The following is a 21,643-nucleotide window of genomic DNA, read 5'->3' on the forward strand; positions in this document are numbered from 1 at the left end:
AATCAGTTTTACCATTTATGCTACAAATATTTGGGAGCGATGCTCCTCTTGAAGATTTAATGCGTTCAACCTAACACATTACTTCAAGGTAACTCAATATCGTTTTTTATTCTATTGAAAAGCAATGACGCTTAGGTAATTTCCTAAACGTCATTGTTATCAAATGCAATTATTTATAAATCGACATGGCATCAAAAACACCAGGAACTGGCTTTGGTGCAAGCGGATTTCCGTTGATTTCGTTTTGAGAATAAATAAATCTCCACGGTAAACGTGTGCCTGTACTTGGTGTTATTTTTACACCAACAGCACTATTTCTATTTCGGCGTTCATCATTCCAGCCAATGGTTTGGCAGTAGAAAGTTACGTATCTTTCTTCTAAGATTTCTCGTAATAAAGCATCATTTTTAGTGATATTATCTTTGTTTTCCATGCCACCACTTACAAAATCCGCATCCTCGTAAGGTAGGTATTTGAAAGTGAAGTTAGTTGCCGTTGTCGGATTGATGTATCCACCACCCGAATTCATAAAGGCACGGTATTCGTTCAAAAACTTTAGTCCATCAGCGAAATTGCCTGCACGTATGGCCATTTCTGCTTGTGTGAGTTTGTTTTCTTGGAAAGTAACCAATGGAAATGAGGCATCAACACTCATAAAACCAACTTGGGTAGCACGCTTGATTGTATTCGGCTCAACACGATTGGCCACATTGACACCTTGACGAAGATAATAAAAATTAAAACGAGCGGTTTCATCGGTTTTAGCATTTCCACGGTACGAACTCGTAAGCGTAGGGTCAATGAGTTTTAGTAATTGAGAAGCCTCACCAGTTTTAGTAACGGCGGCTGCATCACCAATACGGCTTACTGCCAAGAAGTTATAAATAAAATTCTGGTTTTGATTCAAGATAGTTCCATGCGGAAAATACATTGAATTTGCTGCTCTACTTACGCCTTTTGCGGCTGCGGTAGCTGCTAAGGCATATTCTTTAGTATCGGTATAAAAACGTGCTTTCAATGTGTAGGCCACTTCAATCCATTTTTTAGGGTCGCCGCCCAACAAAATATCAGTTCCTGCTCTCGGAATACCAACGCCAGTTTCGAGGTCAATAATTGCCTCATCCAATAGTTTTTGCATACTGGCATAGATTTCAGCTTGTGAGTCATATTTGGCATTTGGATAGGTCTCTAACTGTGCCGCTTGCGTGTATGGAATATCGCCGTAGAGGGCAGTCATTGTACCGATATTGTGAGCCATCAATACTTTTGTCATGCCAGCCATTACTTTTAAACCTTGTGGTTCGATTTTCTCTAAGATAATACGAGCATTGCGATGAATGCCGTAATAACTACTGCTCCACATACCATCAAAGTATGAACCAGCCACGTTATATACCTGAAAATCAGCCCATTGGCGGTCGTAGCCAATATAATATCCCGACCAAATACTTGATAGTAAGGAGTTATAACCTTCGTGTACTGATGCGGCTGCCAGTTCAACACCGGTAAACATTAGTTCGGCAGGGGCATCGGTTGGGTTATTCAAATCGTCGTTGAGGTCGCTTACCAACGATTCACATCCTGTGAATGTCAAGGTAAAAGAAAGTGCCAGTAAAGAAATATATTTTTTCATTTTTTGTCGAATTAAAAGTTTAAAAATCGTCTATCAATAATTGATTCTTACTGAGAAAACCACCGATTTAGAACCTGGATTATTGAAGTAATCTTGCCCACGACCGTTTCCTGTTCCGTTAAGTGAAGTTTCAGGGTCGATACCCACCACTTTTGTCCACAAGAATAAATTACGGCCTGTTGCCGATAAACTTATGTTTCCTAACTTTAATTTTTCTTTCAACCAACTGCTTTTCCAATTATAAGAAAGGGTAGCTTCACGCAGACGAGTCCAGCTTCCATCCACAATAAATTGTTCTTGCAAAGCACTGAAACCTTGCCCCAGAGTAGTGTACCACGCTTGGTCGAGCAATACTGGTCCAGCACCGAAATCTCTGATATTTCCACGCACGGTTTGTCCGCCTTCAATAATCTTTCCATCGTAATTTTTCAAGCCACCCGCTGGAATCGTTACTTCATTTCCTACATCGGCATGTGTGCCAAAATTATACATGACCGATTGCGTATTAGGAGCAAACTGCGAGCCTTGGAAGGTTTCAAACAAAACATTGAGCGAGAAGTTTTTATAATTGATATTTGTGCCAAAACCCGCACGATATTTCGGATTTGGGTCGCCGATTACGCCATAAGTAGGAGCTAATTGCGGAAAACCATTGGCGTTAAGGTCTAAACTGCCATCGGTTTTGCGGAGGTAAGTTCCACCATAAAGTGCTGATAATGAATAACCTACTTTGGCCACCGAGCTCGTGAGTGTGCTAAAACCACCCAACACGATTTGGTCAGTTCCTGCTAAGTCTTCTACACGGTTTTTGTTCTGACTAATATTTCCAATCAATTGAATATTTAAGTCATTATTTTGGAAAACATCGGCTGTAATTTCTGATTCCCAACCTTTGTTCGACATCGTACCTGCATTGGTATAACGGCTCGTAAAACCTGTCGATGGCGAAGCGGCCACTTCAAGCAATAAATCTTTGATGGTATTTTGGTAGTAAGTATAATTTACTGAAAGTTTGTTTGAGAGAAAACGTAAATCTGTACCAATTTCCCATTCGGTCTTGCGTTCAGGGCGTAAAAGAGCATCTCCTTGTTGAGAAGATTGTACGAACGCACCGTTTCCGTAGGCTACACCACTGGCAGTACCGCCCCAACCGCCCGTAAATTCGGCCGTAACAAAATCAGTTGAGGTGCGGTAAGGTTGTGGTTGCACACCCACAATGCCGTAACCTCCACGGAGTTTACCAAAACTTAACCATTTTAAGCCTTTCAATGCCTCTAATTTGGTGAATTGCCAAGCTAAATCAGCCGAAGGATAGTAGAAGGTTCGGTCAGTTTTTTCACCAAAAGGTGAGCCAGATTCAGCAGCAATACCTAAATTAAGAAACATTTGGTCGTAGAAACCAAAGTTCGTTGTAGCATAAAGACGAGCTGTTCGGATACGCTGCTCGGTATCGAAAGGTGTACGGTTTACTGCCGTTGCATTGCTGGCATCTTTCGGGCCATTTGGTATCAAGAAATTTACCATCGAATACCCTAAATTCAGATAATCACGGTTGTTTACGTTCCAGCCAACAATATATGTTCCTGCAATTTTTGGCGTAATATCTTTTACCACACGAGCAATTAAATCGAAATTCAGTTCCGTTTCTTTGAGTTCTTCTTCTTGATAACTACCCGTGTAAGCACCGCCTGCCGAACCAACGGGGAAATAAGATTTTCGTTCATCAGTATAAGAATCTACCCCGCCTCGTGCCTTTAATTCAATCCACTTGGTTGGTTTGAAGTTGATTTCGGAAGCTGTAATGAAACGATTAACTATTGTCGGATTTTCCAATTCGTTGATAACCCAAAGCGGCGAATCGTAAATAGGATTATCGTTACCCAAATAACGACGATACGAACGCTGACGTGGAATTGGTGCAGCCGTTGGCGATGAATAATAAAAACCTTTGTAATCGCTGTCGTCAAAATCGGGTGGTGTTCGCACCATACCCAAATATAGACCATTGACATTCGAGCCTGTTTGAATACGATTTGAGGTTGATTTTATGTAAGAAGTTTTGGTCGAAACCGAAAGCATATTGCCAAACTTGCGGTCAGCATTTAGTCTAAATGTACTTCTGTGATAATCACTTTGCCCACGAATAATACCTTTTTGGTTCAAATCTCCGAGACTCATGTAATAGGTGCTTTGTTCATTTCCACCGCTGATACTCAAATTGTTATCGGCAAAAAAGCCCGTTCTGAAAACTTGGTCAACTCTTGCATCGTTGAAGATTTCTTTAGAATTTTTTTTGATGATTGGGTAATATTTTGTGCCATCTTCGGCCTGAAAGAATTGTCCAGTTGTATTAAATTCGTCGGCAGCACCTGAGCGGGTTTCTATCTTATCGCCCCATGATGTAGAAGAAGTTGGACTAAAAACGCCGTTGATACCTTGTCCGTATTTAGTTTGAAGTGGGTGAAGAACATTTACTTTATCAAATGAGACCGATGAACTAAACGAAATGTCAGGTTTTGAGCCGTTACGACCTTTTTTTGTCGTAATAACCATTACCCCATTGGCTGCTCTCGACCCCCACAATGAAGCCGCGGCCGCACCTTTAAGCACTTGTACATCGGCAATATCATTTGGGTTTAGGTCATTGAGGCGAGATTGCTGACGTACACCACCTGCGTTTTCTCCGATGCTACTATTGCTCATCGGAACGCCATCAATGATAATGAGCGGTTGATTATCACCCGTGATGGTGCTTTGTCCACGTATCTGAATATACGAACCAGCTCCAGGGTCACCCGAAGAACGAGAAACTTGCAAGCCCGATGCTCTGCCCGCCAAGCCGTTGATGATACCAGTTTCGCCAGTTCGAGCTAAAGCCACGCCCGATACTTTTGATGAAGTTGCTCCCTGTACATCTTTGTTTTGTTCAAAACCAAGAGCTGTTACCGAAACCTCCATCAAAAGCTGAGTTTCGCTTTTAAGTTTTACTTCTATTGTACTTTGATTTCCAATCGCAATTTCTTGCGTAGTCATACCAATAAACGAAACCACCAATGTTCCGCCCGTAGTAGGAACATTCATCGAGAAATTACCATCAGTATCTGTGTTCACACCAACTTTTGTGCCTTTTAGCAAAATGTTTACGCCAGGTAGAGCAGAATTATTGTCAGCATCGGTGACTTTTCCCGTAATTTTTCGGGTTTGTCCGTAGGTAGTCAGCACCGAGCAACCTAACAGAAAAATGAGTAAAAATGACTTCATAGGGCTTATTTAGTTTGTTTAATTGAAAAATCAACTAACAAAATCTAATACTGAAGCCACGGGAATGCAAATAATATTTTAAAATTATTTAATAATTCAAACTAATTATTTGTAAAATTATATTATTAACAAACAAAGTGTTAGTGAAAGATAGATGATTCCAAAGAAAGTACTGTTTTGTGGTTTTGAGCGAAATTTTTTAATGAAAATTTAATAGCAAAAACTTGTGAGTATTTTTACTGATTAGTAAAAGTTTTAATTTACGAATGGGTATTTTTTTGTGTGAAAATGGTGAAATGCCCATGAGAAAATACTTAAATGGCGGTTTACAGTGGTTTTCGACCCTTTATCCTCTATTTGGCCTGCTCATGAAATTCTATGATTTTCAGAAAAGAATTTGGTTAATTTTGTAAAATTTTCAGAAAATCTAAAATATATAACCTATGCAAAAAGCTCTGATAGTTCTGACTTTTGGCTTGTTTATGGCAAGTTGTGCCAAAAAGGCAGTTATTAGCTCCTCACAATCTACTAATGGTTCGTCGTATCAATACTCGGTTGATTTAACAAAAGTTGATAATGACAAATTGGAAGTAACGTTGATTAATCCAAAAATTAATGCCGACGAAATCACTTTCCGTTTGCCAAAGACGGTTCCAGGTACTTACTCGACCGATGATTATGGCCGTTATTTATCTGATTTTAAAGCCTTTGACTCGAAAGGTAATCAGCTTACTACTAATAAGTTAGATGTAAATAGTTACACAATTAAAGACGCACAAAAACTCCATAAAATCAGCTATAAAATTGATGATACGTGGGATTCTCCCGAAATAAAAGGCACTAAAATTTTTGAGCCGACAGGTTCGGATATTGTAGCTAATAAAGAATATTCAATCAATACGCATTGTTTCTTTGGCTATTTTGATGGTATGACCAAAGTACCTTATCAAGTAACTTTCACAAAACCAGTAGGTTTTTATGGTGCAACTTCGATGGTTGCAAAGAGCAGTAATGCTACGACTGATGTTTTTGAAATGGAAAACTACATGAATCTGGTTGATGCTCCAATTCTTTACACACAACCCGATACAACAGTTTTGAAAATCGGTGGTGCGGATATTTTGGTTTCGGTTTTTTCTCCAAATAAAAAAGCTACTTCTAAAGAAATCGCAGCTAATATCAATACTTTATTAGAGGCTCAAAAAGAATATCTGGGTGGCAAATTGCCAATAAAAAAATATGCGTTTTTGATAGTCTTATCTGATAATCCAAATCTGACGAGTTATGGAGCTTTAGAGCATTCGTATTCTTCGTTTTATTATTTACCAGAAGCCACTTCGGCCGATTTAGCTCAAACAGTGAAGGATGTGGCATCGCATGAGTTTTTCCATATCGTAACGCCGCTCAATATTCATTCCGAAGAAATCGGCAATTTTGATTATAACGACCCGAAGATGTCGAAACACTTGTGGATGTATGAAGGTTTGACCGAATATGCGGCTGGACACATGCAAGCAAAATATGGTTTGATTGATACACCAAAGTATTTGGATATGTTGCGTCAGAAAATCACCACCATGAAAGGAATGAAAGATAATCTGCCATTTACCGAAATGAGTGCCAATGTGTTGGATAAATACAAAAACCAATACATGAATGTTTATAACAAAGGTGCGTTGATTGGTGTGTGCTTAGATATTAAACTACGCCAGCTTTCGGGTGGAAAATATGGTACTCAAAACCTTATGCAAGATTTATCGAAGACTTACGGAAAAGAGCAGTCTTTCAAAGACGATGAATTATTTGATAAAATTACGGCTTTGACTTACCCAGAAATTCGTCAGTTTTTTGCTACTTATGTAGAAGGAAAAGACCCACTTCCGTTGGCTGAAATCTTACAAAGCGTAGGCATAGATTATTTGCCAGAGGCAACGGTAAAACAAGCAAGTTTGGGGGGAATCTCGATTGGCTTTAATCAAGCTACGAATCGTTTGAAAGTTTCGAGTATTGATAAAGTAAATGATTTTGGCAAACAAATGGGCTATAAAGCCAATGATGAATTGGTTTCGGTCAATGGCGAAGCTATGGAAATGATGAAGATTCAATCTATCATGACTGAATTTGGTACTAAAACTAAAGAGGGCGATACCGTAACCGTTGAGGTTGCCCGCAAAAACGCCGAAGGCAAAGAAGAAATCATAAAACTTTCTGCTCCAGCAATTTTGGTTGAAGCAAAACAGAAAAATGTATTGAAATTGGCTGAAAATCCAACTGCCGAGCAATTGAAGCTGAGAAATGCTTGGTTGAAACCTTGATTTTTGAACATCATAATCAATAGAAAAGGTCCATCTCTGAAAGTTCGGAGATGGACCTTTTTATTAAAAATTATGGTTGTATTCTCCAAAAATCACCCTGCCCGCTCTTTTGCATGAGCTTGAAAAACAAAGGTCGTCGGCTTCTCCAATCAAATATAAACCATTGTTTATAGTGGAAATACGGGCATTTCCATACAGATGGGTACGAAAATTGGGTAATCCAATTGTTTGAAAAGATACATCGGTATTGTATATTCCAAAAGTTGTTACCTTAAAAAATTCACCAAATTTTTCAGAGGTATCAAGCACTAAAACTTTGTCGTCATCAATTGCCACGGAAACTCCAAAATAAATGTCATAGCGTGCAGTTACAATTGGATTAACCGAAGTACTCAACAGGTCAGTTGTGGTGTTATAAAGATATAACCCTGGAGTATTATTTTGCCCACCAACAAGCACTAAATTTCCACTAATTTCGATATTTTGACCTAAATAAGCTAAATCTCCGCCATTTATTGTTTGTACTAATGCAAAACTCGAACTTGTATTTCTATACATCTGTATTTTTCCATTTCTAATATTTGGTGGAATATTAAAATTTCTCTTACCTGAAAGAATGGTGGTAGCATCTTTAAATCTAACAACCATGCTTGAGCCTTCGTTGGCTTGCCCACTGCTCTCGATTATTTTCTGAGAAAGTGTCCAAAACGTAGTAGAATTATAAGTATAGATGTAAAAAGAGCCAATACCAGATACACTTGGAGATACAAGGTCATCGCCTGGCGACGATGTAACTATCATTGGAATTGACGTTATTGTTGGATTTATAAAAAAATCAATCGAACTTCCAAACAAATCGCCTGTGGAGGCATCCGACGGTATTATTTTGGCTTCTTGAGTCCAAACACCCGCAGCCCTTTTAAACACATAAACCGCACCTGTGTTTGAGTTACAACCCGTAGCCCCTACAATCAAATAATCACCTTTCAAGATAACGCTTTTACCAAAATTATCATTGGCTTGTCCGTCGGCAGCTACTAATTTCTGCGTCTGCGACCATGTTTTTGATGAAGTGTTGTATGAATAAAGATACACCGCACCTTGATTGGTGTTGCTGCCGTTTTCGGCATTTAAAGCCCCAACAGCTGCCCGATTATTTGGTGTATCAAGGCTTACGGCTCTACCAAAACCATCGTCGGCGGTACTATCAGATGCAAACACCGTTTGTGGTTTTCGGTCGGTAATCACATCATTTGATGCACAATACCAAGTAGAAGTATAATAAGTACATAAATTTTTGCGGTCTTGGTCAAAAACCATAAGTCCATCAACAGGAGTTGCTATATTTAACCTTTCCACCGAAGTCATCGTCGGGATTTTATATCCACGCTGATAGTCATTACTTGTGCTTATCATAGCAGGGTTTTCATCAGTTCCAGGGCTAATCGTGATGCTTTGCGAGAAAACTACCTCTTGAATATTAAATAAAAGGAATAAAATAAGTGTCTTTTTCATAGTAAAATTTAGTTTGCATCTATCACGTGCCAACGTTGTTCTGAACCATCATAAATTAGGGTAGAGCCACCACGAATTGATAAAATATTGACTGAGCCAGAAGTCGTTTTTATTCGGTTAATATCTGTTGAGTTGAGGTCTTCGTTTTCTAAGCGAATTGTAAAAAAATTAGTCGGATAAATCCAAATCATCATGCCATCTACACCACCCGCAATACCCGTAATCGTGATAGTTTGAGATGCCATAGCAACACCAGTGCAAATAATAGAAGCCCCATTTCTGTCTAAATTATTGACTGTTTGTGTGGTTAGTGGCAAAACCTTTTTCTTTTTGATGACCACATCGCCGTTAATATCTAATTTAGCTGTTGGACTGGTTGTGCCTACACCCACATTCCCCGTGCTATCAATAGTCATTCTTGTGGAATTATTTCTTGTCCTAAAATCCAGTGCTTTTCGCTCTCCACTATTATAAATGATTCCGCCACTATTCAAACTCGAAGGCAATCCAAAAAGTAAACCTGCTTCATTGGCTTGAGGATTCATCATCTGAATATAATTATTGCTATTATTTTCTAAGATAAGTTCATTGGCGGGCGTTCCGCTTATGCCCGATGAGCCATTAGAAACATGTAGCCTTGCTTTTGGAAATGAGGTTCCAATCCCTATGTTTCCTGTGCTTGACTCTATCTCTAATTTTGCAGGTAGAATATTGGCAGCTACAAATTGGAGATTATTATTTGTAGGAGAATTTCTGACATTCCAATTTGTGGCACCATTACTTTTGAATCTCAGAGCGGCATCACCATTGAAAGCATCAATATCAATTGTCGAAAAACCAGAAGTAGATTTACTTAAAACCCCAATTCCATTGTTATGCAAAATATCTAATTTAGCAGTAGGATTTGTTTGCCCGATTCCAACATTTCCTGTAGATGAGATTCTCATTTGTTCTGTACCATTTGTCGAAAAAACCAATGGTTGGTTGGTTCGGGCATCAATAGAAGTATTGGTCGGTGAAAGCGTGATACTACCTTGGCAATAAGCAGTTTTTGAAACTGTAAACAAGAGATAAAATAAAATTTGTTTTTTCATTAAAATGTAGATTTGGCACACTCAATAGATATTCATACAAATTTACTTTTAAGCTAAAACTCACACAATCCCCCGAAATTTGTATTTTCAATATCCCCGAAAACTGGTATTTTTTTATGTGGCTTTGGATTTAACCCTTTATTGGTTTAGTTTTATTCCACAACACCCAAAGCTTGCTATGTATAAGTTTATAATAAGTCTTTTTTTGTTCGTTTTTTTGCTGAATTGCCCAGCAATTGCCCAAGAAGACCGCATAAAAGTACTTCAAGATAGCGTTCGGTTATCTAAAAATGATAGCCTCAGATGGCTACATAAACTATGGCTCGCCAACGAAATTTATAAAAAAGATACTGCCAAAGGAATTGCTGAATTTAGGCGTTTAGAAACAAGCAAAGAATATAAAACTACTCGCTGGAAACAGTTACATTATCATCGAATTTGGGGTTACGCTTATTTTGAATCTGGGCAAAATGTAGCTTCGGTTATTGAATTAGAGAAACAATTATCGTTGCTCAATTCTTTCTCAAATTATAAAGAAAGACAACGACAGAAAGCCTTCATTTTGGGTGATTTAGGAGCAACTTATGTGAACATGAGTGAATATGATTTGGCTCAGAAAAGTTTGGAAGAATCAATAAAAATTCAGAAAGAGCTAAAAAATGAATCAGGTGTTGCTACCAATTTATTCAATTTGGCTTTCATATTTATTGATACTCAACAATGGAAACAAGCTTATCAATATTTGAACGAATGTGATGAAATTTCGAGAAGAATTAATATTGGCTGGATAGCCACCATCAATCGCTCACGATTAGCTGCAATTTGTGCGAAGCTCAACAGATTTGAGGAAGCAAAAAAGTTACTTTCTGAAACAGAAAAACTACTTCTAAAAGCTAACTTTGATTTAGAAAAAGTATATTTCCATAATGCCAAAGGCGATTTGGAATTTCATCAAAAAAAATATGCCGAATCGCTCCGTCACCATCAAACGGCCCTATCCATTGCTCATATCTGGAATGACCCTTACTATGAAGTAGATGAATACATTGCCATTGGCGAAGTTTTTCAGAAACTCAATCAGCCCGATTCGTCATATAGATACTATCAGTTGGCTTTGAAACTGGCAAAAGATAAAAGTTTTATGCCAAAAGTAAGGTTGGTTTTAGAAGATTTGGCAAGTTTATATGAGCAAACAGGTGATTATAAATCAGCAAATGAATACCGTAAAAAATGGGCAGATTATAACGAGGCGTTTCTGAAAAAGCAAAATCAAAACCGTATTCAGCTCAATGAAGCACTTTTTCGTTCAGCCCAAAAACAAGAAAAAATCAATAGCCTCGAACAAGAAAACCAGCTTAGAGAATTACAAATCAAGCAACGTAATTATCTGCTCATTGGGTTGATAATTAGTATTTTAGCAGTTTCATTGTTGGCTTTTTTATATTTCAAAAATTACAAAAAAGAGAAGTTACTGGCACAACAAAACTTTGAGATTCAGCAACAGAAAATCCGAGAACTCGAACAAGAAAAACAACTCATCAGCATGAATAGCATTCTGAAAGGCCAAGAAGAGGAACGTAGCCGAATGGCAAAAGACCTCCACGACGGACTCGGAAGTATGCTCAGTGGAATCAAACTAAACCTTTCGGCTATGCACCAAAACTTTATCATTCAAGCAGGCGAAGTACATATTTTTGAAAAAGCCCTAACTCAACTCGACAGTGCCATTGCCGAAATGCGGCGTGTTGCACACAACATGATGCCCGAAGCACTACTAAAGTTTGGATTGCACGAAGCCATCCAAGATTATTGCGACAATATCAATCAGAATGGCACCCTGAAAATGCAATTTACGGCCATAGGTGATGGAAAAAATATAGATTCTACGGTGCAAAAAGTGCTTTACCGAATCTTTCAAGAATTGACTAATAACGCCATCAAACACGCCCAAGCCAAGACAATTTTTATACAAATCAGCCACCATGAGCAAGGAATCACCCTGACTGTTGAAGATGATGGAAAAGGCTTCGACACAACAAAAATAAATGGTGCTGGGCTACAAAACGTAAAATCAAGAGTAGATTATCTAAAAGGAACGCTTCATATTGATACAAGCCCTGAAAATGGCACATCAATAACTGTTGAGATTCCGAATTAAAAATGACACACACAAGAAACACCCCTTTAGGGGTAAGGGGTATGACCAAAATCGCCAAAATATTAATTCTCGATGACCATTTTATGGTTTTAGAAGGGCTAAAGTCAATATTAGCTCAAAGTGCTAATATTGAAATAATTGCCACTGCCGTAAATGCTTTTGATGCACTTTTTTTATTGAAAAAGCATTTAGAAGTAAATTTAGTATTGACTGATATCAACTTGCCTGATGTTAGCGGAATAGAGTTTTGTGCAAAGGTAAAAAAAGAATTTCCGCACGTACAAGTAATAGGAATCAGTACTTTCAAACAACGCAGCTATGTATCACAAATGATGCAAAACGGAGCGTCGGGCTACGTTGTGAAAAGTGCAAATGCCGATGAAATCATCTTTGCAATCAAAGAGGTTATCAACGGCAGGTTTTATTTTAGTAGCGAAATCAATACTGTTGAAACACTTATTTCACCAGATTCTGCTCCTGCACTTACACGACGAGAAAAAGAGATTTTATCGCTTATTGCTCAAGGTATGACTAATAATCAGATTGCTGAGAAATTATTTTTGAGTCCATATACCATTGATACCCACCGCAAAAATTTACTTTTTAAATTTGAGGTTGCTAATTCAGCCCAACTTATCAAAAAGGCTACTGAGGTGGGGCTGGTTTGAGTGTTTCAAAATCGCACATCCTGAATCTCTTTTGTTCGCTCAAAGAGAGCCTTAGCAAACGGACAAAGCGGTAGAATTTTAAAATCATTAGCACGAGCATAGTCAACCGCTGCCATAACAAGTTTTTTGCCTACTCCTTTGCCTTCAAATTCAGGAAATACTTCGGTGTGGTCAATGATAAACTTATTTTCGCCCGCCCAAACATACGTCATTTCGCCTGCAATTGTATCATTTTCAATGGCTTTGAAGATACCATTTTTTTGATTGTTCTCTTGTGTGATTTCCATAGTTTTATAAAATTGAAGTCTCTGATAAACAGAGACTTCGGTAAAATGATTTAATTGATATCTTTCCCTTCTTTCAATTTTGCAATTTGTGCCTCTAATACTTTTTTACCTGCTTCATTCGGTGTTTGTTTCAAGGCCATTTCGGCATATTTCACGGCATCCATAAATTTTCCTTTGGCCGAATAGCCACTCATCAAACCACTGTTTACTCCCAACACATCACCATATCGTTTCTGCGAAGCCAAGAATACTTCCATTGCTTTGTCAATACGTTTTTGAGAAATAAGCTGACGACCATAAGTTGTATATTGATTAGCCGTAGCGATTTGCAAAGCTTCATTCATCACCGAATCTGCCTCTTGTACACGGTTTAGCTTTTCGTAAGCCGTAGCGAGGTTGCGTAAAGTCACGAATGTTATTTGCCCGCCAGTGCCATTAACCGCTTTTTTGCTCCAAACTAACGCTTCATCTAAATTGATATTTTTACTAAAGCAATACTGAGCTGCCGACATCACAAGTATAGGATTGAAACCTTTGCGGCTTGTCAGCTCTTCTCTGATTCTGGCCAAAACTATGTTATCAACATCTACCTCAACCTTGAATGGAACCGAAACTTTCTCCCATTGCATGGCTATCACACACGATTTTTCTTTATGATCGATAAACTCATATTTCAAAAACTCTACACTTTTATCCAAAGCAACTGGTTTCACGTTTACTCTCAAAACATCATCTTTTTCGTCATAGCTGAAACTTCCCCACGCTTCGGTTTGTTTCGAGAAAATGACTGTTACGTTTTCGGCACCCATTGCCATGAAGATTCCGTAAGTACCAGCTTTGATGGGCTGACCTTCAACTTTTACATCATGTTCAAATGTAATTGTCGTACACTCATTTGCACCCGCTCTCCACGGTGAGTTATTTTTGCCAGTAGTAAAATTACCTGACGAAAAACCATAGGTTACGGGATTGCCATCACCATAAATTTTGCCTTCACGCTTATTTACATCGGGACGGCTATATTTAATTGTAATAGATGTGATACCAACTTCTTCCGAAATGGTAGCTCTGGGATTATTGGCCGATGCAGGCAAGTCTAATTGTGCCTGTGCAATTTGAAGAATACACAAAAAATGAATAGCCAAAAGGAGTATTTTTTTCATAATAGAGAAAGGATTAGAGGGTTAAATTCTTTTTAGATTTTATTTTCTCTGAATTTTATATGCTTAGAGAAGTAAAATGAAAAGTAAAAATAGTATTTGTTATGAAACTATTGATAATTACCTCCTAAAACTTGATAACTTGTCTGAAGAAATTTGAAAATAGTTTACCGTAAATATGCACCAAATCTTCAATTGAATTCTTTTTAAACTATAATTCAGAATTTTGTATAAATATCTTTCCTCCAAATAAAATTCTTTAATCATGGAATAGTTATATATATTAACGTTTCAAGACTATTGTTGTTTTTCATAGAAATGCCTTATAATTAACACCTTAGATGGCCTTTTTATCATTTCATTAAAGATTTTGGGCGATACATTCCTTGCGAGTGTCTAAAAAAAATACAAACTTTTATCCAAACACTTGTTTTATAAAAATATTGATAGTACCTTTGCACTTGTATTAAAAAAGGCACATCTGTATAGAGCCTCTGCGTTCATAAAATCGTTTCAAAGAGCATTTCTCTTTCAATCAATTTCCTTTCAGGGCAGCAACAGATGGTTCTCATCGTTCGCTTTATCATTTTTTTTCGGCTATCGGGGCAATCCACGGTTTTGCGTGAGGACGACAGTGACGTTCCGACTAAAACATTTTATCCTTAATGGAACAAGTAAAATTTTCTGACCTTCCGGTCTCAGAGTACATCCTGCGTGCAGTTGAAGAAATGGGTTTTGAGTACACAACTCCAATTCAAGCACAAGGTATCCCAGTTGTGATGCGTGGTGGCGACTTTATTGGTCAAGCACAAACAGGAACAGGTAAAACAGCGGCATTTGGTATCCCTGCAATCGAAGCAGTTGATGTTGATAGCAAAAGCACACAAGTATTGGTAATGTGTCCAACTCGTGAGTTGGCTCTTCAAGTAAAAGAACAAATCCAGAAATTAGCTAAGTACAAAAGAGGCCTCAATGTAGCTGCCATTTATGGTGGTGAATCGTATGAGCGTCAGTTTTTGGCTTTGAAAAAAGGTTCACAAATTGTGGTCGGAACGCCTGGCCGTATCATGGACCACATCGACCGCAAGACCTTAATATTGAGTGATATTAAATTGGCGATTTTGGATGAGGCTGACGAAATGCTTAACATGGGCTTTAGAGAAGATATCGAAAAAATCTTATCTTTCGCACCAGAAGAGCGTCAAACAGTATTGTTCTCGGCAACAATGTCACCAGAAATCCTTTCGATTGCGAAACGTTTCCAGAAAAACCCTGAAATCGTTCGTACCTTGAAAACTGAGGTTTCAAACGCAAACATTGAGCAGTTCTATTTCTCAGTTCGTCGTGAGGCGAAAATGGAGGTAATGACTCGTTTGATTGATGTACATAACTTGAAATTGATGTTGGTATTTGCTAACACAAAGTCAAAAGTTGACGAAATCGTAAGTGATTTGCAGATTCGTGGCTATGCTGCCGAAGGCTTACACGGCGATATGCGTCAGCAAGTACGTACACAAGTAATGAGCAAATTCCGTGCTGGTACAACCACTATCTTGGTTGCAACTGACGTAGCTGCTCGTGGTATTGACGTATCGGGTGTTGATGCAGTATTTAATTATGATGTACCACAAGATTTAGAATATTACGTTCACCGTATCGGTCGTACTGGCCGTGCCGGAAAAACTGGAAAAGCATTTATGTTTATTTCAGCACGTGATAGAGGTGCTTTACGTGGTATCGAAAACTACACAAAAGCGAAAATCGAACAAGGAACAATTCCTACGTACGCTGAGTTAGTTCAGACTCGTCACCAAAGATTTGTTGACCAAGTAAAAGAAACGCTTACTGCTGGTGTTGATGCTTCTTTCGACGGGATCATTGCTCAATTAAACGAAGAAGGCTACTCTGATGCACAAATCATGGCTGCTTTGATTAAAATGCAAGTAGGTGAAGTGAAGAGCGAATTCTCTGATAATCAATTATCTGATTCATTCCGTGAGTCGAGAGGTGGTGATAGAGATTCAAGATTCGGTGGAAACAGCCGTGACTCAAGAGCTCCTTATGGACGTAGAGAAGGAAGCAATAGCTTTGGTGGAAGCCGTGACGGTGGCCGCCGTGATGATGGCGTACAACGTGAACGTCGTTTTGAACCAAGAGAAAGACGTCAAGAAGGTGGACGTGGCTCTGGCAATGCCGACATGGTACGCTTATTTTTGAGCTTAGGCCGTAAAGATAACGTTGCTCCAAACCATATCGTAGGTGCAATTACATCTGAAACTCGTATTGCTGGTCGTGCGATTGGACAAATTGATATTTACGACAAATTCAGTTTCGTAGAAGTACCTCAAGCTGACGTGAAGCGTGTATTGGAAGGAATGCAAGGCAAAACTATCAATGCTCGTCAAGTGAGTATGGAAGTTGCTAAGTAATAGTTGATTGTGGGTGAGCTTTTAGTTCGTCTATGACAGTAAAAAAAGCGAAGTGAAAGTTTTTCGAGACTTTTGCTTCGCTTTTTTTGTGGAACTATCGCCCAATTCTCAGCCCGATGGTTGTAAACCTGATGCGACCTTCGCCTTTTTTTAAATAGACATCGCTTGTAAGTGGGTCGCCAATCATTGCGGTCGAATTTCCAAATGATGAGTATAGGTTTTGTCGCCAAAATAGGTGAAATATCTTGTATGCAAAATCCAGTTGGATTCCAGCATTAAGATGTCCGAAGTTTTCATAAGACTTTGTAGTGCTACGACCTTGGACTTCGTCTCCTATACTCAAATTCAAGTATTTTGTTCTTTCTATTTGGTGTAATTTTAAGCCAACAAAAGCACCAGGGCTAAACGAAAAAGTATTTTTACCTTTGTTGTTTAAGAAATAGAAAGTAGGCTGAAGTTCGATCGATAAAACTCCGAAAGTATGGATTCGGGGTAATGCCTGAGATATCAAAGTAGTTCCATCTTTCAATGTATATGTTTGAATAATGCTATTTTTCTTTGAATCGGCATATACGAGTTCTCTTTTTGCGACATCTGCCCATTTGAAGTTTTTGAGTGCCTCATTTGTTCCTCCAAGTACATTTACAGAAGCTGGAATACTACCTTCCGACCGATAAAAATTATATTGTAGTCCTTTTCTTAAAGCAAAACCCAAACGGTTATTAAACTTTTTGATATTACTGTGAAGTATCGAAATACCGAAATTTAAAGAATTATTTCCACCATCAAAAGTTTCATATCCGAATGAATTAGCTCCCGTAAACCTACTTACATCATAGTAGCCCAAATCAAGATAAGCTACGTGCAAGTTGATATTGGTTTTCTTGACAAAATATTTCCATTTCGTGAGATTAATCTGTGGTGTATCTAATTTATAGGTTTTGCCATCATAATCTTTTATGACCATTTTTTTTGTTTTTGTGGACATTTCTTCCAGCCCTTTGTTCATTTCTTTGAGGGCTTTATTAAGGTCAATTTTTTCTAATTCTTTCAAATCAGCTTTGGTTTCTCCGTAGATTATTACTTTCTTCTTCGCACCGACGTTGATGATGATTGTGTCTGATTTTATTTCGGCAAAAGCATTGCCAACATAGCTGCCAAAGCAAGCTATCAAAAGTAAAATTTTCATAAATTGTTGCTTTTAAAATATTAGTAAATTGTTGTAGAATCTGCCACGAAACTGTTCTTAAAATAAGCCCAAATTTTCTTTGGCCTAATGTTTACTTCCTCCCATTCAAACTTTTCGCCATTGCTGTATCGCTCAATTTGCTGGAAAAACCTGCCAATTATTCGCTTTTTCCGTTGTGGTTTCAAGTCTTCTTCTATCGGAATATTCAGTACGATTACATGGTTGGTAGGTATATTTTCGGTCGTTGGTATTGTTCTTTCTGTCAGTGTTTCTTGTTGCAAAGACACTTCTAATTTTGGTTCTGAAAAGGTATTTGTTGTACCTTCTTGTGTGGATTCAGTAGCTGTACTTTTCGTGTTTTCTTCTATAAAAAGCTTTGGTTTTTGTGTTTTTGTATATAGATTCGCATGAGTATTGCTTTTTTGTATTTCATTGTTAGGCTTTGAATGGATAGGTTTATTAACTGATTTTATTTTAGTTTTTGGTAAGAGAATACTAATAATTTTTGTTTTTTCGTTCTTGTAAAAGACCAAATACAAAGCCCCAAATCCTATTAAAATTGCTATCGAAGCAGCGTATTTAAAATAGGAGAATTGGTATTGCTTGGTTGGTTTTATTGTTTGCCAGACTTTAGTTGTATCCCAAACTGGCTCATCTTCGTCATCAAGGTATTTCGAACGAATTAGTTCATCAAATTGTTTTTCTTCCATGCTCATAATTCGTGCCGATTAGCTTTTGTTGTAATAAAAGTCTTGCCCTATTTGCCTGCGATTTCGAGGTGCCAACGCTGATTTGTAGCTGAGTAGCGATTTCTTCGTGCGTAAAACCTTCAATGGCAAATAAATTGAAAATTGTTCTGCAACCCGACGGTAATCTTGCAATTAGTTTATCTATTTCTTTGATTTCTAATTCTTCAATAATGCTTGGTTCTATGGATAATACAAAATCTATTTCGTCGGTTACTAACATTGAAAAATTTACTTTTTTTTTAAGAAAGCCCAGGCTTTCATTGATGACGATTCGCTTACACCACGAAAGAAAATGGTTTAAATCACTAAAATCTTTTGCTTGCTTTATTGCTTCAAAAATTTTGATAAAGCTATCACTCGTTAAATCCTCGGCATCGGCTCGTTCACGTACATATCGGTAAGCAATTTTATAAAAAATGCTGCCATATTGCTCAAAAAGTAACTTTTGTGCGTTAGTTTTTTGTTCTTTAAGTTGAGATATGTGGTAAAATTCAAACAAATGATAGGGGTTTCAGTGTATAAATGAATAAGGGAGCCTGAAGGTTGGAATCTTAAATAAAAAAAGCGAATAAAAAGTAGTTAATACTTTCAATTCGCTTTTTTATCTTTATTTCTGTACTTTTCTTGAGTTTGAAATGGCTCACCTTCTTATCTCAGAAAACTGATATGCCATACTTTTTGGGAAATATTTTACTTATTTTTGATTAGATATAATCATTTGCCGAAAGGCAGCCACAATTTCAATTGCATCTGGGTTGTCTATTTTGATAATCAATGAAGTAAAGTAAATTTCTCCTTTATCGTCATTGCCCATTTGCATATCAACTTTAAAGAAAGAAGTACCTTTATACCAATCAAACCATTGATTGAATTTTCTGAAACGTGCTGATGCCCGATTATCGGCTGTTTCGCAAGCATAAACTACGATTCTGTCGTGTTGTTTGAAGAAATCTGAGAATAGTATTTGAAACACGTTTATCTAATGGAGGATTGACTTTATTGGGATTTTCAATTGGTATTATTGAAAATTCAAACGTTTTTTCTTTGAAGGAGTGATGTTCTTCAAAGATATACCCGCTGGGCTTGAAAGTTATTTCATAAATAATGCCATATTGGGTTTGAAATAGGTAAGAGTTAAACTTTCCACCCACAAACTCAAAATCATATTTAGGCAATGACTGGTGTTCCTCTTTCGGCATTTCTTTTTTTCAATTTATTAATTGCCTCTTTTATTGAAGGGTCATTTTCATAAGCCCACAGAACTTCTTTTTGGGTTTGTCGTTTGCTTTCGAGCATCATTTTAGCAATCTTAACTCCTGGGTTTTCGATTTTTGTTTCTTCGTTGGTCAGCATATTTTCAAACATTTACTATACAAATCTATAACAAATTTTAAACCTAAAAAATTGCAAACAGTATTTATGTAGAGTTCAAGCTGGAAAAAGAAATTTAAAATATGGCACCCTATATTATCTCAGAAAAGAGGTGTGCCATATTTTTGAAAATCACTTCACATACTTCTCCTTCACCGTCATTTCCCAATCACCCAAACTACCGTAAAGTACCATTGAACCGAAGCGGAATTTATCAATGATTTCAGTGCCTTCCGAAACCGAATCGTAAAATTCTTTATCGACTGGCAACTCAAATTCTATGGCATTTACTGCATCTTTGATGTGCTTTTTGATACTCAATGAAAGATGCGACTGCTTCAAACGGAGCTTGAGCATATACTTTGGCCCTTTGGCATTTGCACCGTCTTTGAGTGCTGTTACTTGGGCAGCTAAGGCTGCATTCTCTTTTTTTAGATTTTCGAGTTCTTCATTATTTCCGCAAGAAATAAGTGAAAATACAGCAAGAATTGTGATGATTGTTTTCATTGTGGTGATTATTTAGTGGTGAATTAAACCAAATCCCAGCCTTTGCGAGCCTCTCTTGAAAGCAGAGCGTTGGCATCGGCATCGTGTCGGAATTTTTCTTTTTTAGGATTCCAATGAAGCTCTCTACCCAAACGATATGAAATCAGACCCAAGTGCATTGGCATTGTCATTTTTCGTGCATATTCGAGGTTCGATTGTGGTTGTGTACGGTTTTTTACGGCCGTCACAAAGTTCTGCTGGTGTCCTGCTGAGCGTATAATGGTTTTCGGAATTTCGGGAATATCACTCATCGTTACACCATTAATTGTTATTTCTTTACTGCTATAATCACAAATTAAAGTTCCTTTTTCGCCCTCAAAATATGCCCCAATACCTCGCTTTTCTGCCCCTGGTACATTCGGCGGAGTTGATGTCCAGTAGAGTTTGAGATCTTCAAAATCGTATTCAATATCAATCCATTTCGGTGCATCGCCAGTCCCTTCGGGAGCTTCGCCTTTGGCACTGATGCGAGTGAGGTTTTTTGGGTCGATTGCCCACCAAACTACATCGGCAATATGGCACCAAAAATCTTGAAAAACGCCACCCGAATAGTCAAGAAAATAGCGGTACGTAAAGTGGCATCGCTCGGGCGTGTACTGCGAGTAGGGGGCTGGTCCAAGCCACATATCCCAATTGAGATTGGCTGGAGGCGTTTGAAAATTTGATGGCCCCAAAACTGGCGGAAAACCTGTTTTCCATAGTCTAACGGTTTTTACTTTACCGATTGCACCCGATTGTATGATTTCGGCCACTCGGTGGTAATTTTCGCCTGCGTGTATTTGTGTGCCAAGCTGAAAAATTCGGTCATATTTTTTCATGGCTTTTAGCATTTGTTGTCCTTCCCGCACATTATACGAGAGCGGTTTTTCGCCATAAACATCTTTTCCTGCTTGAAATGCCATAATTGCTACCTGCGAATGCCAGTGGTCAGGTGTGGCACAAGTGATGGCATCAACATCTTTGCGTTCGAGCAGATACCTGAAATCTTCGTAGGTTTGGGCTTTATTGTCGGGGTGTATTTCTTGGAGAACTTTTTGAGCTTTGGCCAAATGATTTTTGTCTAAATCGCATAAACCAACCACCTCAACTTCGGGTAGATTCGCAAACCATTTAAGGTGTTGCGTTCCCATGCCATTGATGCCGATGTGAGCTACTCGCAGGCGGTCGCTGGGTGCTACTTTTCGGGCAAAAGTTGGAGTAAAAGCCAAGCCCAGAGCAGCGAGGCTGGTTTGCCGCATAAAATCACGGCGATTAATGAGAGTTTGCAT

At 38.1% G+C, this 21,643-nt stretch carries 17 protein-coding genes; 4 read left to right on the forward strand and 13 right to left on the reverse strand.

The window, feature by feature from the left end; translation table 11 throughout:
• Nucleotides 1–169: 169 nt before the first annotated feature.
• Nucleotides 170–1,633 (reverse strand): SusD/RagB family nutrient-binding outer membrane lipoprotein, encoded by a 1,464-nt coding sequence (locus tag A6M55_RS13675; RefSeq protein WP_064198155.1) that lies wholly within the window; start codon nucleotides 1,631–1,633, stop codon nucleotides 170–172.
• A 33-nt stretch (nucleotides 1,634–1,666) separates the two neighbouring features.
• Nucleotides 1,667–4,894 carry a SusC/RagA family TonB-linked outer membrane protein gene (locus A6M55_RS13680; protein WP_064198156.1) on the reverse strand — a complete coding sequence of 1,076 codons (3,228 nt, stop codon included), beginning with the start codon at nucleotides 4,892–4,894 and terminating at the stop codon, nucleotides 1,667–1,669.
• Nucleotides 4,895–5,337: 443 nt separating this feature from the next.
• On the opposite strand from A6M55_RS13680, the gene A6M55_RS13685 reads away from it, so the two are divergent.
• Nucleotides 5,338–7,209, forward strand: a complete 1,872-nt coding sequence (locus tag A6M55_RS13685) for a peptidase M61 (RefSeq protein WP_064198157.1) — start codon at nucleotides 5,338–5,340, stop codon at nucleotides 7,207–7,209.
• Nucleotides 7,210–7,272: 63 nt separating this feature from the next.
• Here the strand turns inward: A6M55_RS13685 and A6M55_RS13690 are convergent, their stop codons facing one another.
• A complete protein-coding gene (locus A6M55_RS13690; RefSeq protein ID WP_064198158.1) occupies nucleotides 7,273–8,724 on the reverse strand; it encodes an FG-GAP repeat protein in 1,452 nt (483 codons plus the stop codon).
• 8 nt (nucleotides 8,725–8,732) lie between these two features.
• Nucleotides 8,733–9,818: a hypothetical protein gene (locus tag A6M55_RS13695; protein WP_064198159.1), complete on the reverse strand. Its 1,086-nt coding sequence runs from the start codon at nucleotides 9,816–9,818 to the stop codon at nucleotides 8,733–8,735.
• 178 nt (nucleotides 9,819–9,996) lie between these two features.
• Here A6M55_RS13695 and A6M55_RS13700 point away from each other — a divergent pair, with 178 nt between their 5' ends.
• Together A6M55_RS13700 and A6M55_RS13705 are read left to right on the forward strand one after the other, a co-directional pair.
• Nucleotides 9,997–11,976, forward strand: coding sequence for a sensor histidine kinase (locus A6M55_RS13700; RefSeq protein WP_156511068.1), 1,980 nt, complete (start codon nucleotides 9,997–9,999; stop codon nucleotides 11,974–11,976).
• Nucleotides 11,977–11,978: 2 nt separating this feature from the next.
• Nucleotides 11,979–12,644, forward strand: coding sequence for a response regulator transcription factor (locus A6M55_RS13705; RefSeq protein WP_229235542.1), 666 nt, complete (start codon nucleotides 11,979–11,981; stop codon nucleotides 12,642–12,644).
• 5 nt (nucleotides 12,645–12,649) lie between these two features.
• Here the strand turns inward: A6M55_RS13705 and A6M55_RS13710 are convergent, their stop codons facing one another.
• Together A6M55_RS13710 and A6M55_RS13715 are read right to left on the reverse strand one after the other, a co-directional pair.
• Nucleotides 12,650–13,030, reverse strand: coding sequence for a GNAT family N-acetyltransferase (locus A6M55_RS13710; protein WP_409012488.1), 381 nt, complete (start codon nucleotides 13,028–13,030; stop codon nucleotides 12,650–12,652).
• On the reverse strand, nucleotides 12,982–14,094 hold the full coding sequence (locus tag A6M55_RS13715) for a DUF2911 domain-containing protein (RefSeq protein WP_064198162.1): 1,113 nt from the start codon (nucleotides 14,092–14,094) through the stop codon (nucleotides 12,982–12,984). The genes A6M55_RS13710 and A6M55_RS13715 overlap by 49 nt, the downstream gene beginning before the upstream one ends.
• A gap of 662 nt (nucleotides 14,095–14,756) precedes the next feature.
• On the opposite strand from A6M55_RS13715, the gene A6M55_RS13720 reads away from it, so the two are divergent.
• Nucleotides 14,757–16,520 carry a DEAD/DEAH box helicase gene (locus tag A6M55_RS13720; RefSeq protein WP_064198163.1) on the forward strand — a complete coding sequence of 588 codons (1,764 nt, stop codon included), beginning with the start codon at nucleotides 14,757–14,759 and terminating at the stop codon, nucleotides 16,518–16,520.
• A 94-nt stretch (nucleotides 16,521–16,614) separates the two neighbouring features.
• Here A6M55_RS13720 and A6M55_RS13725 read toward each other — a convergent pair whose 3' ends face one another.
• The 7 genes from A6M55_RS13725 to A6M55_RS13755 all read right to left on the reverse strand — a co-directional run bounded on the left by A6M55_RS13725 (nucleotide 16,615) and on the right by A6M55_RS13755 (nucleotide 21,643).
• Nucleotides 16,615–17,709 carry a hypothetical protein gene (locus A6M55_RS13725; protein ID WP_064198164.1) on the reverse strand — a complete coding sequence of 365 codons (1,095 nt, stop codon included), beginning with the start codon at nucleotides 17,707–17,709 and terminating at the stop codon, nucleotides 16,615–16,617.
• 20 nt (nucleotides 17,710–17,729) lie between these two features.
• Nucleotides 17,730–18,419: a hypothetical protein gene (locus A6M55_RS13730; RefSeq protein WP_064198165.1), complete on the reverse strand. Its 690-nt coding sequence runs from the start codon at nucleotides 18,417–18,419 to the stop codon at nucleotides 17,730–17,732.
• The gene (locus A6M55_RS13735; RefSeq protein WP_064198166.1) at nucleotides 18,400–18,957 is read right to left on the reverse strand and encodes an RNA polymerase sigma factor; all 558 of its coding nucleotides are present in this window, start codon (nucleotides 18,955–18,957) and stop codon (nucleotides 18,400–18,402) included. Before A6M55_RS13735 ends, A6M55_RS13730 begins: the two co-directional genes overlap by 20 nt.
• 195 nt (nucleotides 18,958–19,152) lie before the next feature.
• Entirely contained in the window at nucleotides 19,153–19,431 is a 279-nt protein-coding gene (locus tag A6M55_RS13740; protein ID WP_064198167.1) for a DUF6169 family protein, read from the reverse strand.
• Nucleotides 19,432–19,625: 194 nt separating this feature from the next.
• Nucleotides 19,626–19,811, reverse strand: a complete 186-nt coding sequence (locus tag A6M55_RS13745) for a hypothetical protein (protein WP_156511069.1) — start codon at nucleotides 19,809–19,811, stop codon at nucleotides 19,626–19,628.
• Nucleotides 19,812–19,961: 150 nt separating this feature from the next.
• A complete protein-coding gene (locus tag A6M55_RS13750) occupies nucleotides 19,962–20,336 on the reverse strand; it encodes a hypothetical protein (RefSeq protein WP_064198169.1) in 375 nt (124 codons plus the stop codon).
• 23 nt (nucleotides 20,337–20,359) lie between these two features.
• Nucleotides 20,360–21,643, reverse strand: a complete 1,284-nt coding sequence (locus A6M55_RS13755) for a Gfo/Idh/MocA family protein (RefSeq protein ID WP_064198170.1) — start codon at nucleotides 21,641–21,643, stop codon at nucleotides 20,360–20,362.

The organism is Emticicia sp. MM (assembly GCF_001649495.1).